Below are 15,055 nucleotides of genomic sequence, written 5' to 3'. Positions count from 1 at the left end.
CGCGGCATGAAAAAAGACAGGGATATTGATACTCACGCAAAGGCGCAAAGGCGCAAAGCGTCCTGCCTTTCTTTGCGCCTTTGCGTCTTTGCGTGAGCCCTCTGCCTTTTTTCTAGGACTCCTATTTTCGGCTTAGGGCCTACTTCAGCAGCCCCTTCAAGCCGTCGGCAGCTTTATTGAGGTTTTCCAAGCCCTTTTCTTTGAGCTGGTTAACGGCTTTGTTGAGGTTCTCCGCTGAAACCGATCCGGCGGCGTTGAAGATCGCGTCCACAACGACGTTGGAGAGTTGGCTCCAGGTGAGGCCTTGTTTGTCTTCGCCGAGGTTCGTGAGGTGAATGTCGGGCAGCGGGAGGAGCACCTCCTGGCCGAGGGTCAGCGAGGAAACCCAGTGGACTTTGGCCCCGGTGATGACGAGGTCTTTTACGATGACTTTTTTGCCAGGTTTGGCCGGTTGTTTCGGGCTCTCCGTGGCGGGGTCGGCCTTGGCCTGGGTTTTGGCGCTGCCAAAGTCCGCGATGTTCTTGCGAAGGGCGCTCAGGTTGTTTTTTTCCTTGAGGCCGCCTTCGATAAAGATGTCCGGGGATTCAATCCGGACGCTCTGGATCACGATGGTATCGGTCTTGACGGAGGCCAGGTCGGCCTGGACGTGAATTTGCCCGACTTTGAGGGCGTAGGGCGTTTTAAAGCCCTCGGGATTGCCGACAAAGAGGCCACTAAGCTTGCCGCTGCCGGTGAAGGGGAGGATATCGGCGCTCTCCAGGCGGGTTTCGGCCTTGAGCGCAAGGGGGCCGCCTTTTTCTACGCCTTTTTTAATCAGCGTATTCAGGGAGAAAAACGCGACGCCGAGAAAGGCGATCAGCGCCAGGACCGCTAGGATGAGGAGGTTTCGTACAATCTTCATGGCAGGGGTGGTTGGGTTGTTGGAGTTTTAAGGGGAAAAACTCTGGACGGCCCGGGGGAGAGGGCGAGAAATGGCGCTATTTCTCGACCGCGGCAGGCACTTCCTTTTGGCTCGTCAGTCTGCGCCACGGGAGGTCCTGGATATCAAAGAAGGTGACGTAAAGGATGAAGGCGAAAAGCAGCAGGCCGCAGACGCCCTGGATCTTTTCCAACACCAGGAGGCTGACCGGTTTGCGCCGGATGGTCTCGATCACGGCCAGGACGATGTGGCCGCCGTCGAGGATCGGGAAGGGGAGGAGGTTGAGGATCGCCAGGTTGACGTTCAGGAATACGCTGAAGGCCAGGGCCATGCGCCAGCCGTGCTCGGCCTCGAACATCTGGTAGTAGAGCCGCCCGATGCCTACCGGACCGCTGAAATGCTGGGCCTTCACGCCGCTCTTGGGCGAGAAGAGCGCGCCGACCATGTTCCCGATGGAGCTGACGCTGTCGACGATCTGCTGGGTGGGGGTCGGGTGCTCAAGGCTGATGTCGAAATCCCACAGGATGCCGATGCGCGGCTTGGGCGCGTCGCCCTGGAAGGAGAGCGGCTTGGGCTGGATGGTGAAGTCGAGCGGGGCTCCGGCGCGGTTGATCGTGAGGGCGATGGGCTGGCCGGGGGCTTTGGTGATGGCCTCTGTCAGGACGCCCGGGGTGAAGATGCGCGTGCCGTTGACGGCGGAAATGACGTCGCCCGGCTTGAGCCCGGCTTCGGCGGCGGGCGAACCCGGCTCCACCTCTTTAATACGCGTCGGCTGGGCGGGAAGGATATGCACCTCGCGCAAACCCGCGCGCTGCCATGATTTGCGCTTCTCCAGGGTCCAGCCGGAGTCCACGGTGAGCACTTTGCCCTCGCGCTCGATGGTGAAGGGGATCTTCTCCCCCTCGCTGCGAACCACGAACCAGTTCACGCTGTTGATCATCCCAAGGAAGCGCTTCACCTTGTGGCCGTCAACTTCGAGGATTTTGTCGCCCGGCCTCAGCCCGGCGATTTCTGCCGGTGAACCGGGCTCGACGTAGCCGATGGTGGTGGTCTTTTCGAATTCGGAAACCGGCTTGCCGACAAACCAGACGCCACAGGCGAGCACGATGGCCAGAAGGAAGCTAAAGAGCGGCCCGGCAAAGGCGACGATGATCTTGTCGAGGGCGGAGATCTTCGGCAGCGTCTCGCGCGGGGTGTCGGTTTCGCCTTCGATGAGGTCCATCGGGGCGAGCTGCGGAAGCTTGACGAAGCCGCCCGCCGGGATGGTCCCCAGGGAGTAAACCACTCCGCCGATCTCTTTTTTCCAGAGCGGCTTGCCAAACCAGACGCCGAATTCCTCGATTTTAAGCCCCCGCCAGCGGGCGGCCAGGAAGTGGCCCCACTCGTGGACGATGATGATGGCGTTGAAGAGAACGATGACTTCCAGCAGGACGAAAAGGAAGTTCAGGACGTGTAGCAAGGTGGGCATGGGTTAAATTTTTTAGCTCGGAAGCTTTTCGGCAGCCCGTCGCCGGGCCCAGTGGTCAGCTTCGACTATAGCATCGAGTGGCGCGCGGGCAATGACCTCATGTTCTTCCATGACGGAGCCCACGGTTTCCCAGATTCCCGGGAAGGAAAGTTTGCCGTTAAGGAACGCGGCGACGGCCACTTCGTTGGCGGCGTTGAGGACGGCCGGAAGGGTTCCGCCCACTTCCCCCGCCCAGCGGGCCAGCTTGAGGGCCGGGAAGACGTCGGGCCGCGGGGCTTCGAACTCGATTTTGGAAAGCTGGGCGAAATCGAGCGGCTTCAAGGTGTTGCCCACGCGGTCGGGCCAGGTGACGGCGTACTGGATCGGGAAGCACATGTCCGAGCGGCTCAACTGCGCGAGTACGGAGCCGTCGATAAACTCGACCATGGAGTGGACGACGCTCTGCGGGTGAACGACAACGTCGATGCGGTCCATGCCGACGTCAAAAAGCCAGCGAGCCTCGATCATTTCCAGCCCCTTGTTAAAGAGCGTGGCGCTATCGATGGTAATTTTTGCCCCCATGCTCCAGGTGGGGTGCTTGAGCGCCTGGGCCGGGGTGACGGAGCGGAGGGCTTCCGCCGGGCTCTGCCGGAAGGGGCCGCCGCTGGCGGTGAGGATGAGGCGCTGGACGTGGGCGGGATCGCGCCCCTCCAGGCATTGGAAAATGGCGTTGTGCTCGCTGTCAACGGGGAGGACTTTGACGCCCTTGCGCCGGGCGGCTTCCATAACGGCTTCGCCCGCCATGACGAGGATTTCCTTGCTGGCAATGGCGAGGTCTTTCCCGGCTTCGATGGCGGCGAGGGCCGGTTTGAGCCCGCCGGTGCCGACGATGGCGATGAGGACCATGTCGGCCTCGGGAAGCGTGGCCAGTTCCACGAGGCCCTCTTCGCCGCGAAAGACGCGTCGACAGTCTCCAAGGCCTTCGGGAATGGGCGCTTCCTTGTCGGTAAAGCAAAGGGCGGCTTCGGGGAATTCGCGCGCCAGCTCGCTCATTTTCGCGAGGTTATGGTGGGCCGAGAGCCCCACGATGCGCATGCGGCCGGGAATGTCGCGGGCTACTTTGACGGAACTTTGACCAATGGAGCCGGTGGCCCCGAGTACTACTACGTTTTTCATCCGACTTTGATGATGACCCGGAGATAGAAAAATAACAATGGCGCGGTGAAAAGGAGGCTGTCGATCAAGTCGAGAGCCCCGCCGATTCCGGGAAGAAACCGGCCCGAGTCCTTGGTATCCGTACTCCGTTTGAGAATAGACTCCGCCAGGTCACCCACCACGGCCGCGAACCCGAGGAGCAGCCCGAGCACGGTGGCGTGGGTCCAGGTAAGGCGGGTGAGGTGGTGCGGGTGCATGAGCAGGTACATGCCGTAGCTGCCGAGGAGCGAAAAGGCCAGGGCCCCGGCAAAGCCTTCCCAGGTTTTCTTGGGGCTGATGTTGGGGACCATCTTGTGCTTGCCGATGACGCTGCCGGTGAGGTAGGCCCCCATGTCGCTGAATTTCGTCACGACGATGAGGTAAAGGACGTAAAACTGCCCCATGACGTGGCCGTCTTCCGCGCGCGGCACGGTGTAGACGATCTTGTTCATGAAGTTGAACATCCAGATGACGTACATCAGGCCAAAGAGGGTGAAGGCCATGGTGGGCAGCGGCGAGACGTCGCGCAGGCCCTTGAACATCTGCCGGGTAAAGACGGTGAAGAGGAAGCCGAGCAGCGAGATCATCTCCCAGTCATACGACTGCGAGGGGCCCGCGGTGCTGTAGTAGTGGTAGGAGCCGATGAGCAGGACGGCGCCGCAAATCATCCCGACCATCTTGAAATTCGGGAGCCCCTTGTGGTCGAGCATCTTGTAGTACTCCCACAGCCCGGCAAGGCCCACAGCGGAGAGCATGAGGAAGAAGCCGAGCTCGCAACCGGAGAAAATGGTCCACAACACCACGGTCCAAAGGACAAGGGTGCTGGCTGATCTGGAGAGAAAAACTTGGGTCATGCCAAACCGGGCGACAATCCGGGAATGCCCGGATAATGGCAAGATCAAACCGCCGGGAAATATCGCGCCTGGGGAAAGGTGGGGGTTACTCGGAGGTCACTTCGCGGGCAAAAATGGTGATCTGCCCGTTGCTGTCGCGCCGGACGCTGGTGATTTCAAACGGACGCCCGTCGTCGCGCGAGAAGGTCTTGTTCGCCGAGGGCGGGGTGGAGCCAGCGGGGTAATCGACGACCACACGGGGGGCTGGGCCGCCGGTCATGGCGGAAAAAGCGTTGCCCAGCGAGCTGCTGGCCCTCAGGACGGCGCGGTTGTCGGTGCTGGCCGAGACAACGAAGTTGCCGCGCAGGTAGAGGCGTTCGCCGCCGGTTCCCCGTTCGGCGAGCTCCTTGGCGTCGGAAAGCGAGACGAGGCGGCCCCGGGGCATCTTGCCGGGGGTGTAGGTATGCCAATTTCCGCCACCGGAGCCGACGGTGGCGCCGGGCGTGGGGGCTGAGACCAGGAAGGGCTTAAGGGGCGTCTTGGGCGTGGCCGAGGGGCTCACACTGGGCGAGGCGGCGGCGAGGGCTGGGGAGGCGGAGGCCGAGGGGCTGGCCGAGGCGACAGCGGCCGGGCTCGGGGTCGGCTTAACCTTGGGCGTCGGGGTCGGCGCGGGGGTCGTTACCGCCACGGCGGCCGGGGTGGCCGTGGGCTCGGGCGTGGGCGTCGGGGTTTCCGCCCGCACAATGGTCGTCACGGGCACGGCGGAGGCCACCGGGATGACGCCACCGGCGGTCGGCGACGGCACGGGGGCGAATTTCTTCGTGTAGGCGGCGTAGGTCTTTAGCGCGTCCTCGTAGAGCTGGCCGCGGATCACCGGCAGGCCCGCGCCGGGGTTCAAGGCGGGGGGCGGCTCCAGGCTAAAGGTGCCGCTGCCCTGTTTGACGGAGTAGGAGCCGTAAAGGAGCGGGACGACGGTGAAGAGAAGGCGGCCGTCCGGGGTGCGGGCGACATTGATGACGGCGGAGAGGTCGAGCGATTTCTCCAGCTTGATGTCGAGCCCGCTGCGGAGCATCTGCTCAAGGATGGGGAGCGTCTGCGGCGTGGCCGGGTAGAGGTATTCGATGGCCACCTGAGGGTTATCGGCGGCCTGGGCCAGGGCGACCATGCCGACGGCCATGAAGTCGCTGTCCTTTAGCTCGTAGGAGCTCATGATGCTGAAGCGACCGGTGATGTAGGGCACCAGGTTCTTGGTGCTCTGGTAGTTGTTGATGTAGTCGCGCAGAAGCTCGGTGTTTTTCCGGCTCAGCTCGTAGTGCGACATGCTGCCGAAGGTCTCGAAGGCCTTCTGGGGGTTTAAGAAGGTCCCGGTGGGCGCGGCGGTCAGCTCAAAGCGCTTCGGCGGCTCCAGCTTGTGCAGGACGTCCTTGAGGATGTGGTAGCTATCGGGCTTCTCGGGGTGGCCAAAGATGTAATAAGTGCCCAGCCAGCAGGCCAGGGCAACGCCAATAAGCAGGATGATGCCGACCGTCCAGATGAAAAGATTGTCCCTTCTGGGCGGGTTCGGCACTGTGCGGAATTCGCGTCTGAAAAGATCCTCGTTCATGAAAGGGAAACGGCGGAAGCGCGGCGATGGGTCATGGTCAGGGATGGAAAACCTAGCGATTCACTCCCCCGAAGTCAAACCGGGCAGGCGAGAACGGCTTTCTTCCAGGGAACTTCCTACGCCCGACCCCGGCGATTTAGGAACCAACGGAAAATCGCCATGGGGATCGCCGCTGCAAACGCCATGGTGAGGGCCACTTTCCAGCCGGGGACGACGCGGGCCTGGTCGCACTCGACGGCATGCAGGGCGTCGGCAACGACTTTCGCGGGCGGCACGTAGAGGCCTCCGACGGCTTCCACCGGCTCGGGGTTCTCGGTCCGCTCCGCCACGCGGCCAAATTCCGTCGGCACCGGCCCGGGGCAGAGCGTCGTGAGCCGGACGCCCGAGGCGCTCAGCTCCGCCCGGAGCCCTTCGGAAAAGCTGGTGACGTAGGCCTTGGTGGCGGCGTAGACGGCCAGTTTGGGGATTGGGATGAAGCTAGCAACCGAGGAGACGTTCAAAATCGCCGCCCCGGCCTGGGCCTTAAGGGTGGGCAGGAGGGCGTGGGTGAGGCGGGTAAGGGCGATGATGTTCACTTCGATCATCTGGCGGAGGCGCTCCCAATCGGCTGTCTCGAAGCGCCCGTGATCCCCCAGCCCGGCGTTGTTGACCAGGAAGTTGATTTGCAGGCCGGTCTCGGCGATCCAACCGATGAGGGCCTCGACTTCCGCGGGGTCCGAAAGATCCGCCGGGCGGCTGTAGATGGTGAGGCCGGGGCGTTCGAGTTCGGCCTTAAGGCTCTCCAGGCGTTCCGCGCGGCGCGCGACGAGCACCATGATGGACGCCCGGGCGGCAAGCTGCCGGGCAAACTCCCGCCCCAGGCCGGACGAAGCGCCGGTAATGAGGACGGTGCAATGGTCGAGCAAATTCATAGAGACTCCTTCTTTTTGAAGTGGACGGCCGGTAGCATCTCTCTTTCAATCGCACGGATCAACCCTTTCCGCCGATGATTCTCCGCACCCTTAACGAATCGAAACCGTTCACAACCAAGGATTCCTCGACCATCCGCTCGATTCTCGACCGGAGCAATGCCCCGGTACAGAACCAGAGCCTGGCCGAGGCGACCCTCCCCCTCGGGGCGGCCACGCAGCCCCATTTTCATAAGCTAAGCGAGGAGTTTTACTTTTTCCTGGAGGGGGCGGGCGAAATGACGGTGGACGGCGAGACTCGGGAAGTCGGCCCCGGCGACGCGGTGCTCATTGCGCCGGGAGCCTGGCACACGGTGAAGGCCACGCGCGCGGCCCTGCGGTTTCTCTGCTGCTGCGCCCCGGCCTACGCGCACGAGGACACGTATTTCGAGGCGTAATCAAGGCGCGCCCCCCCGGGAGCGGTGTTTTGCCCGCTCACGGGTTATGGACGTACCGGCGCACTTCGAACTCCGGGTGCGTGAGGACCGTCTCGCTAAACGTAAAGAGGCCCTCAAACTCCGGGAACACCGTATCGCCCTCGACTTCATTCGGGAGTACGGTGAGCAGCAATTCCGCGCAGCGCGGCAGCAATTGCCGGTAGATCTCCCCGCCGCCCATGACAAACACCGACGTGCCCGGCGCGGCATACGCTGCGGGGTCAAAGGCCGCCAAGTCGCGGATCACCTCCACGCCCTCGATCTCTGGCCCGGAGGTGACAACCAGGTTGCGCCGGTTCGGCAACGGCCGCCCGAGGGACTGCCACGTTTTGCGGCCCATCAGCACGGTGTTGCCGGTGGTGGCGCGCTTGAACCAGCGCAGTTCGTCCGAGATGCGCCAGGGAATCGTGCCGCCGAGGCCGATCACCCGGTTGCGAGCCATCGCGGCGATCGCTTTAAGCTGGGGATGAAAATCGCTCATCGGGAATAAAAAGAGAAGGCTACACGGCCACGGGAGCTTTGATCGCAGGGTGCGGATCGTACTCGCTCAGGGTGAAATCCTCGTACCGGAAAGCATGGATATCCTGGATGGCCGGGTTGAGCGTCATCACCGGGAGCTGGCGCGGCTCGCGGGAGAGCTGCTCCTTCACCTGCTCCATGTGGTTGGAGTAGATGTGCAGGTCGCCAAAGGTGTGAACGAAATCGCCCGGCTTGAGCCCGCAGACCTGCGCCACCATGCGGGTGAGGAGCGCGTAGGAGGCGATGTTAAAGGGGACGCCCAGGAAAAGATCGGCGCTGCGCTGGTAGAGCTGGCAGGAGAGCGTCCCCTCGTGAACGTAAAACTGGAAAAGAACGTGGCAGGGAGGCAGCTTCATCGTCTCGATCTCGCCCGGGTTCCACGCGCTGACGATCAGCCGCCGACTGTCCGGCGTGCGCTTGATCTGCTCAATCACGGTGTCGATCTGGTTGATCGAGCGGCCATCGGCGGTGCGCCAGTCGGACCACTGGGCACCGTAGACGCGGCCCAGGTTCCCCTCGGCATCGGCCCACTCGTTCCAAATCGACACCCCGGCCTCCTGGAGCGAACGGACATTGGTCTCGCCCCGCAGAAACCAGAGCAGCTCGTGGATGATCGACTTGAGGTGGAGCTTTTTCGTCGTTAATAGCGGGAACCTGTCCCGCAGATTGAACCGGGCCTGCGCTCCGAAAACCGAGAGCGTACCGGTGCCGGTCCGATCAGATTTGAATTGGCCTTCTTCAAGAACGAGACGTAGGAGATCGAGATATGCGCGCACGGGGAAATAAGGTTGAAGGGGGGTTACTGTTACAAAACACCCCCGGCGAAGCAAGCCCACGCAATTTTCGCCTATTGGACGACCCTGGAGATAAACTGCTTGCGTTGAAAAGCCCTGCCACCGCCCGCGGCCACGGTTTTACGGCTACCGCCGCCCGCGGCACCACCATTCGAACTGCTCCCCCCCGCGGACAAAAGTGGCACGCCATAGGCCAGGAAATTTTTGTCATACGCCCAACGGCGGGTTGGGATTCCATAGCTGGCATTGTTCCAATTACCGGTGGCCTCGGTGCTGTTGTACATCAAAATAAGAGAGCCAACGTAATTGAACCGCTTGCCGCCCCAGTCCTCCAAAAGGCGGGGGAAATTCTCCACTCCGCCGCTGTAGGACGAGCTGGTGGTCGCCACGTTCCCCGCGATAAACGCCGCGTTGATGGTCGTGGCGGCCGAGGCGACCCGGGACGAAAGAGCCAAATTACTGTTCGAATCCGACCAGTTATTGGAAAGCACCGAGACGGCATCCGAAACGATGGCCGCCGGCTGCCAGTAATAGGTGCCGGTGGAGCCGCTCACGTTGGTATAGGGAACCCCCGAACTGTATTGGTAGGTCTGGTTGGCGTTGGCTTGGTCCAGAGTGACGGTGGTGGAATCGTGAGTGAGCCCCCAGGTCGAGCTGGTGGTGGCCGCGAGCGGGGCGGTCGAAACGGTTCCGTTGACGATGGGGCTCCCCGTGTTGTAGTCGCCCTGGATGTAGACGGGGTTGTCGGAAACGATCGTTAGCCCGCCCTCGGGCAGAGCCGACCCGTTGATGACCCGAATGGCGGATTCCGTGGAAGCGTACGTGCCGGAAATCGTCGAGGTGCCGGTCAGCGTTTTGTTGCCCCACTTCATCGTACCGGAAAGCGCGGGGAAAATCGTGCCGCTGTTCATTCTGGGGTTCACCGTACTGCTATAGTTTACCTTTGAACGGTTGTCGGCAATGTAGACCCCCAGCCCGCTCTTGGCCCCCGCATAAGGCGTGATCTTGTTAGTGTCCAGGGCGCTCTTCAGCGCCGAGACATCCAGCGTGGTGAGATTCACCGCCGTGTATTTGGAGCCCGAGCTTTCGCGATTATCAACAATGAATGACGAATCCACATTCAGCGCGCTCATGACGGCTTTGAAAATGCCGTTATTGGAATCGGTGGTGGAATCAAGCGTTATCGTCGACGAATCGTCGGTCGTGCTGGTATAGGATATGGTAATATGATCGCCTGCCGTGTTGGCCCCGCCTCCGTTGGAGTTGCTGATGGTGATGACAATATCGGCGACGTTCGCAAAGCGCATCGTCTGTAAATCGTTGGAGTTGAATGCCTGGGTGGTCGTATTGGTCCGGTTGTCGTTGGGGCTGAAGGGGTCGGGGTAAATGGAGGGAGAGACGACCGTTTCGACCACTTCGTGATAGCTGTCGTTGTTGGGGTTGCTGTCGGTGGTGCTAAATGAGGAGGAGCTGACCCCCAGCGGCGTCACCGCACTCGCGTTGTTCATTCGGTTGGTCCACCCGGTCCCGCTCACATTACTGCCACTGCCGCTGTGGGCGGGGTCGTTTGGAGCCGGACCCAGAATGATGTTGCTCGCAGAGGTGAGGGTGTCGGTAAAGGTGAGCGCCCCGCCACCGCATCCCAGGTATATGTTGGCATTGGAGTGAACCGGCCCCGTGACCACCATGGTCGAGCCCGGGTTAATCTCGAGGTCGACGTTGCTGAAAATCGCGTAGTTCAAGAACGATTTGACCTGGTACTCAAACACTCTACTCGCATGCGCCTTTACCGTATCGCCGGAGGGCGTGGGGAGTTCCACGTCCACGGTAGCCAGGTAGCGGAAGGCCCGCCCCTCGGAACTGCCCGTCGGGGTGACGGTCTGCACGGCGCCGACCTTGTCGCTGGTCCGGCCATACTTGTCGAGCGGGGTAAGGGCGTAGTTCTTAATAACCCCCACGGAAGGGTCGTCCAGGTGCAGCGCGCTAAAATTCGGAACGGAGGGATAATAACTGGCCAGCTCGGGAAAGGCAGCCCCCGTGGGCACCCAGGATTTCGCGGTCTTAAAGCCAATGCCATAAGTAGTTCCCGAGCAGTAGGATTGGTCGGGGGCCAAGTCGCCCAGCGAGGTGCTGTAATTGCTGACAATCGACTTGAACTGACAGAAAAGGGCTTCAAGCGAAGAATCCGCGACGCTCAATGCCTGCTGGCGAACGATCATGCGACGGGTGTTCCGCCCGATGCTTCCCGTGACTTGGTAGGCCGTCAGGGAAAGGATCGACAACACTCCCATGATCACGAGCGCAAGCGGCAGAGTGGCAGCTTTTTCGTTACTCTGAGATATAAGCTTCATGGTTTATCTGGAAATTTCATCGTAGAACTGCGCCCGGCTCCACAGCGTCACGTCGTAAAGCAACATATTGGACATACTCGCCGTCCCATAGGGGAGGTTGCTGTAGTCCGGGTTAGTGGTGGCAAAGCGAACCGTCACGGCTCGCCGTCCGGCGGTTGCCGTGGTAAGGAAGGAAACCCCCGTAGCGTTGGGGTACGGCAGCGAGAAGGGCGCGATCGAGGACAAGCTGTTGCTCTTGAGTAGATTGCGCATGACGATCTTCCATGAGCCGTCGTAGTTGATCCGCACCAAGTCCGTACCGCACACGACGTAAGTAACCGGAGCGACCAGATAGGCCTGGTAGATGTAGGAACTGGTCGTGGAACGCGCTCCCGAGGTGGAAAACGACGCTCCGAGGGCGTTTGAAAGCGTGCAAGTGGCAACTCTCGTGCAGTTGCTGTCCGAGGTCCCGGCGGTTCCCGAAAAACTGACTTTGGAGATCTTTACATCCGCCATATTCGTCGAGGTGGTGGCGACGATGCCCGCGCCGGGAATGCAAAGATGCATTCCGTTGGCGGCGCTCGTAAAAAGAGCCTCATCCGTCGGCCTGATTTCCAGCGAAAGCGAAGTGGAAGAAGAGCTGTAATTCCCGGAAGCCACGGGAAACGCAACGTAATTCGTAGGGTAGCCACCGTAAGATCCAGTAGCCAGCCCGGTTGCAGAGGTCACGACATAGAGGGTGAGCCCAGGAGCCGTTTCGCTCGTGGGCGAGGCGAGGCTCCAGGTGGTCATCTTACCCGAGGAGGCCGTTTTGGCCCCGCCGAGCCCGGGGGGAAGCACGCCGGTACCGCTTAGCGAGCCTGTGAGCACAGGCATGGCGATGGAGGCGTGGACATCGTCGGCAAGGACCTGCATGGGCGTGGCCACATCGACATGCGCCAGGTTAATGGTCAGGTTCCGCGCGACCAGCCTGGTGCCGATCCAAATGACGGTGAGCAAGAGGGCTACGCAAAGCAGGGCGATCGGAAGCGTGACCAATACTTCTACAAGCGTCATCCCCGCACGGGTTCGTCTGGGAAATATCAATTTCATTGATCGGGAGCGCGAAGACAGGTTCTCTGAATCGTGAAAGTCTGGCCGCAAAATTGATAGGAGAGAGAAACATTGATCCTTCTTAAGTACGATGTTCCCGAGAGCGATGGGGCGGCGGTGGTCCCCCCGGTGGTCATGGCGGCCTCGTTTGCAACAACGGTCAGCGTGCCCTGAACGACGGTGGCCGCTGTAAGGACCAGGGAGGCGGTTTTAAGGGACGCGGTGGTTCCGGTCGAAAGCACCCCGGCGTCGAGATAAACGGGGATCGTCGTAACCGTCGGCTTTCCGAGCGTGCCGCTGAGCATCAAGGCGGAGGGCACGCCGCTGACTCCGGAAACGGTGTTCCTACTCTGGTCGAAGGGGTCCGCGGCTCCCGAGGAGGGTACGGTGGGATAGAATGGGCGGACTGAAAGAGCCTGGTCGATCACTTCCTGCACCATTTGGCTCGCGCAGGTGTAGAGGCGGTTGGAGGTGGCGTAGCTGTTGAGTTTCAGCAAACCGAGATAAGCCGCGCCGACAAACAACCCGATCACGCCCACCGTTACCATGACTTCAATGAGCGTAAAGCCCATCATCCCTCCTTCCTTTTTCGATGGAGGAGGCATTCCCAGGGCGGAACCGGATCTCTTCATTCCATCTTAGTACAGCAAACTTCGCGCCAAATCAGGCTTGAATGTTACCAGATCACGAAATACCGCCCGGAATTAAAAACCGAGATCCAGGTTCTGCTGACCCGCTTTTTTGGGTTTTCCCCCAGGCTGGGAGGGGGGAAGGTCTTTGGGCTTTTCCGGTTCCGCTTTGCTCGGGGGGGCCGGAGGTTCGGACGGGGTCAGCTCGGGCTGAACAAAGCCCCTGCTGCCGATGGAGAGCTCGCCCAGGAAGATGCCCCCTTTTTCCACGACGATTCCCCGGGCTTCTACGTTGCCTTCCAGGCGGCCCCGCTTGACGATTTTGACGATGCCGTCCACGTGCAGGTTGGCGGAAACGGTTCCGAATATCTCGACGATCTTCGCTTTGACGGGCCGGACAAATTCGACGTTGGCTCCCCGGGCGATGACGAGTTTGCGGGCCTCGACGGCTCCGGAGATTTTCCCCTTGTACTTGATCGTCGCGCAGTCGGTACAGAGGAGGTTGCCGCGCAGTTTGCCTTTGATGAGGGCCTGGCGACAGGCGACTTTGGAGCTGGTGACGTCGGCCTTGGAGCCGAGGACTACGATGCCCTGGGTCTGGATCAGGCGGCTGAAGGCGGCGTTGATCTTGAAGTCGCTCAGATCAATGTACGCGCTGCACTGCGGGCAGAGGCTCGATGAGGACGAGCTGCTGACCGTTTGCACCGCTCCGCAATCGAAACAGGTGATCTCGCGGGTTTTTCTCCCCGCGAGGTACTTGCTCACCCGCGCAAAGAACGAGGGTCGCTCATTGCGCAGGATCGGTTTCGTCCTGCCCGGTTCGTAGTGCTCTCCGCATTTGCGGCAAAACGTGCTCTTGGCGTATGGCGATTCGAGCTGTTTGAAGCCGCAATGTGGGCACGTCAGGGCAACCTTGCCAGCGGACTGTGGCGTCTGGCCGGACACTTTTTGGTGGCTACCTTTTTTTAACCGCTAAATTTAGCGTCCGAGAATCGAAGACTGCTTGACCGGCTCGGGCGCACGCGGAGCTTCGATCTTGATGCCGCCCTTGGGGGCGACTTCGGACTTGCCGACAAAGGTGGCGCCTTCTTCGATGACGAGGCGGGCCGCCTTGAGGTCGCCGATCAACTGCGCGCGGCCTTTGAGTTCGCAGCGCTCTTCGACGGTGATGTTGCCCTGCACTTTGCCGTGCACGGTGACGGACTTGGTTTTGATTTCGCCCCGAACTTCGGAGTTTTCCCCGATGACCAGTACGCCGGGGGAGGTGATTTCTCCCTCGACCTTGCCGTCGATGGTCAGTTCATTCTGGAATTTGATCGAGCCTTTGATTTCGACGTCGGCGGAAAGGTGGTTTTTTGCAGAGGGTATGTCGGCCATAATTTCGTTGGTTTGAAAGGTTTCGGGTGAACGGGCAGCCTCAGGTGTTTCTGTTTTCTGGGGCAAAATTCGATTGAACACGTGCGACTATCGCGACACACAAAAGCGATGTCAACCGGCTTTCCTTATGGATTTGCAAAGCGCGGGCTGGAGGCCGTTTACAGCGACCGCCAGCCCGGCAAAACATTCCCGCATCCCGGGTCGGATTCGGGAGGAATTTGATAATTTTATTACACTCGCGTATTACATCAGCCTCAGTGACCGCAGGAGGTTGACCCCGATGATGCCACCGGTGGCCGGGAGGCCTGCGCTGGATTCGTAGGCCCGGATGGCGGTGCGGGTGGCGCTGTCGCTGATGCCGTTGACGACGCCTTGGTAGAAGCCCCTCCGGCGCAGTTCGCGCTGGACGGTGACGACGATGTCGTTGCCTGCGAGCGCGTTGCCTGCCTGCGGGTTGTTGTATCCGGCGCCGGGGTAGCCGTCGCTCACATTCGGCGCGTAGCCTGTGTTAACGGCTCCGCCGTTGGCGGCTTGCCAGGCGTAGTACCCGGAGGGCATGGTGTTAAAGGAGGAGGGCAGGCCGTAGCCTTCGGCGGCGTGGGAGGTGGGGATTTTCGTCCAGGCGGTGCCGTCACGGTAGTCCGACATCCAGGGGGTGTAGTAGTTGAGCCGGTACCAGGGCGGGTAGCCGAGGTAGTTGTAGTTGTTAGGGGTGTAGTCGGAGGAGTAGTCGTCGTTGTTATTGTTGTTGCACCACCAAGGCGGGCAACGCCTGCCCCGGTCGCAACGGTTCCGATTCCTATCCCAGTTGTTGTCCCGGGATCTCCATCCGTCGTTCCCGGCGTAGGTTCCCGGGCTCAGGCCGGCCAGGATCAGCACGGCCAGTCCAATAAACTGATAGCGTTTCATCGTACCCTTGGTTTCGACGATGGCG

Annotated in this window: 15 protein-coding genes; 1 reads left to right on the top strand and 14 read right to left on the bottom strand. The window is 61.0% G+C overall.

The annotated features are described in order from the left end of the window. Positions 1-139: 139 nt before the first annotated feature. The 6 genes from B2828_RS08300 to B2828_RS08275 form a co-directional block, all read right to left on the bottom strand. Positions 140-901 carry a DUF748 domain-containing protein gene (locus tag B2828_RS08300; protein WP_479633249.1) on the bottom strand — a complete coding sequence of 254 codons (762 nt, stop codon included), beginning with the start codon at positions 899-901 and terminating at the stop codon, positions 140-142. A gap of 76 nt (positions 902-977) precedes the next feature. Next, the gene (rseP, locus tag B2828_RS08295; protein WP_479633248.1) at positions 978-2,387 is read right to left on the bottom strand and encodes an RIP metalloprotease RseP; all 1,410 of its coding nucleotides are present in this window, start codon (positions 2,385-2,387) and stop codon (positions 978-980) included. Between the two features lie 12 nt (positions 2,388-2,399). After that, a complete protein-coding gene (locus B2828_RS08290; RefSeq protein ID WP_479633247.1) occupies positions 2,400-3,542 on the bottom strand; it encodes a 1-deoxy-D-xylulose-5-phosphate reductoisomerase in 1,143 nt (380 codons plus the stop codon). Beyond that, positions 3,539-4,414: a phosphatidate cytidylyltransferase gene (locus B2828_RS08285; RefSeq protein WP_479633246.1), complete on the bottom strand. Its 876-nt coding sequence runs from the start codon at positions 4,412-4,414 to the stop codon at positions 3,539-3,541. Before B2828_RS08285 ends, B2828_RS08290 begins: the two co-directional genes overlap by 4 nt. Before the next feature lie 85 nt (positions 4,415-4,499). Then, complete coding sequence (locus B2828_RS08280) at positions 4,500-5,996, bottom strand: hypothetical protein (RefSeq protein WP_479633245.1); 1,497 nt, start codon at positions 5,994-5,996, stop codon at positions 4,500-4,502. A 116-nt stretch (positions 5,997-6,112) separates the two neighbouring features. Beyond that, a complete protein-coding gene (locus B2828_RS08275; protein WP_479633244.1) occupies positions 6,113-6,907 on the bottom strand; it encodes an SDR family NAD(P)-dependent oxidoreductase in 795 nt (264 codons plus the stop codon). A gap of 74 nt (positions 6,908-6,981) precedes the next feature. On the opposite strand from B2828_RS08275, the gene B2828_RS08270 reads away from it, so the two are divergent. Next, positions 6,982-7,341, top strand: coding sequence for a cupin domain-containing protein (locus B2828_RS08270; protein ID WP_479633243.1), 360 nt, complete (start codon positions 6,982-6,984; stop codon positions 7,339-7,341). 37 nt (positions 7,342-7,378) lie between these two features. On the opposite strand, the gene B2828_RS08265 is transcribed toward B2828_RS08270, so the two are convergent. The 8 genes from B2828_RS08265 to B2828_RS08230 all read right to left on the bottom strand — a co-directional run bounded on the left by B2828_RS08265 (position 7,379) and on the right by B2828_RS08230 (position 15,030). Continuing rightward, positions 7,379-7,861 (bottom strand): dihydrofolate reductase, encoded by a 483-nt coding sequence (locus B2828_RS08265; RefSeq protein ID WP_479633242.1) that lies wholly within the window; start codon positions 7,859-7,861, stop codon positions 7,379-7,381. 19 nt (positions 7,862-7,880) lie between these two features. Further along, positions 7,881-8,675: a thymidylate synthase gene (locus B2828_RS08260; protein WP_479633241.1), complete on the bottom strand. Its 795-nt coding sequence runs from the start codon at positions 8,673-8,675 to the stop codon at positions 7,881-7,883. A 71-nt stretch (positions 8,676-8,746) separates the two neighbouring features. Beyond that, on the bottom strand, positions 8,747-11,044 hold the full coding sequence (locus B2828_RS08255) for a hypothetical protein (RefSeq protein WP_479633240.1): 2,298 nt from the start codon (positions 11,042-11,044) through the stop codon (positions 8,747-8,749). A 3-nt stretch (positions 11,045-11,047) separates the two neighbouring features. Then, on the bottom strand, positions 11,048-12,079 hold the full coding sequence (locus B2828_RS08250; RefSeq protein WP_479633239.1) for a hypothetical protein: 1,032 nt from the start codon (positions 12,077-12,079) through the stop codon (positions 11,048-11,050). 32 nt (positions 12,080-12,111) lie between these two features. Further along, positions 12,112-12,720 (bottom strand): type II secretion system protein, encoded by a 609-nt coding sequence (locus B2828_RS08245; RefSeq protein ID WP_479633238.1) that lies wholly within the window; start codon positions 12,718-12,720, stop codon positions 12,112-12,114. A gap of 99 nt (positions 12,721-12,819) precedes the next feature. Then, entirely contained in the window at positions 12,820-13,689 is an 870-nt protein-coding gene (locus B2828_RS08240) for a bactofilin family protein (protein WP_479633237.1), read from the bottom strand. A 33-nt stretch (positions 13,690-13,722) separates the two neighbouring features. Further along, on the bottom strand, positions 13,723-14,121 hold the full coding sequence (locus B2828_RS08235; RefSeq protein ID WP_479633236.1) for a bactofilin family protein: 399 nt from the start codon (positions 14,119-14,121) through the stop codon (positions 13,723-13,725). Between the two features lie 243 nt (positions 14,122-14,364). Then, positions 14,365-15,030 carry a peptidoglycan-binding domain-containing protein gene (locus B2828_RS08230; RefSeq protein ID WP_479633235.1) on the bottom strand — a complete coding sequence of 222 codons (666 nt, stop codon included), beginning with the start codon at positions 15,028-15,030 and terminating at the stop codon, positions 14,365-14,367. Between the last annotated feature and the right edge of the window lie 25 nt (positions 15,031-15,055).

Source organism: Spartobacteria bacterium UBA695, assembly GCA_002298145.1.
Classification (GTDB): domain Bacteria; phylum Verrucomicrobiota; class Verrucomicrobiia; order Chthoniobacterales; family Chthoniobacteraceae; genus UBA695.
The sequence above is the reverse complement of the archived record's forward strand: the minus strand, read 5'-3'. Positions and strand labels throughout refer to the sequence as shown.

What these genes read in the sequence shown, in the direction of transcription:
- B2828_RS08235 (WP_479633236.1), bottom strand. Translation starts at nt 14,121, where the DNA reads ATGGCCGACATACCCTCTGCAAAAAACCACCTTTCCGCCGACGTCGAA.
- B2828_RS08280 (WP_479633245.1), bottom strand. Translation starts at nt 5,996, where the DNA reads ATGAACGAGGATCTTTTCAGACGCGAATTCCGCACAGTGCCGAACCCG.
- B2828_RS08270 (WP_479633243.1), top strand. Translation starts at nt 6,982, where the DNA reads ATGATTCTCCGCACCCTTAACGAATCGAAACCGTTCACAACCAAGGAT.
- B2828_RS08300 (WP_479633249.1), bottom strand. Translation starts at nt 901, where the DNA reads ATGAAGATTGTACGAAACCTCCTCATCCTAGCGGTCCTGGCGCTGATC.
- B2828_RS08245 (WP_479633238.1), bottom strand. Translation starts at nt 12,720, where the DNA reads ATGCCTCCTCCATCGAAAAAGGAAGGAGGGATGATGGGCTTTACGCTC.
- B2828_RS08250 (WP_479633239.1), bottom strand. Translation starts at nt 12,079, where the DNA reads ATGACGCTTGTAGAAGTATTGGTCACGCTTCCGATCGCCCTGCTTTGC.
- rseP (WP_479633248.1), bottom strand. Translation starts at nt 2,387, where the DNA reads ATGCCCACCTTGCTACACGTCCTGAACTTCCTTTTCGTCCTGCTGGAA.
- B2828_RS08290 (WP_479633247.1), bottom strand. Translation starts at nt 3,542, where the DNA reads ATGAAAAACGTAGTAGTACTCGGGGCCACCGGCTCCATTGGTCAAAGT.
- B2828_RS08230 (WP_479633235.1), bottom strand. Translation starts at nt 15,030, where the DNA reads ATGAAACGCTATCAGTTTATTGGACTGGCCGTGCTGATCCTGGCCGGC.
- B2828_RS08265 (WP_479633242.1), bottom strand. Translation starts at nt 7,861, where the DNA reads ATGAGCGATTTTCATCCCCAGCTTAAAGCGATCGCCGCGATGGCTCGC.
- B2828_RS08275 (WP_479633244.1), bottom strand. Translation starts at nt 6,907, where the DNA reads ATGAATTTGCTCGACCATTGCACCGTCCTCATTACCGGCGCTTCGTCC.
- B2828_RS08255 (WP_479633240.1), bottom strand. Translation starts at nt 11,044, where the DNA reads ATGAAGCTTATATCTCAGAGTAACGAAAAAGCTGCCACTCTGCCGCTT.
- B2828_RS08285 (WP_479633246.1), bottom strand. Translation starts at nt 4,414, where the DNA reads ATGACCCAAGTTTTTCTCTCCAGATCAGCCAGCACCCTTGTCCTTTGG.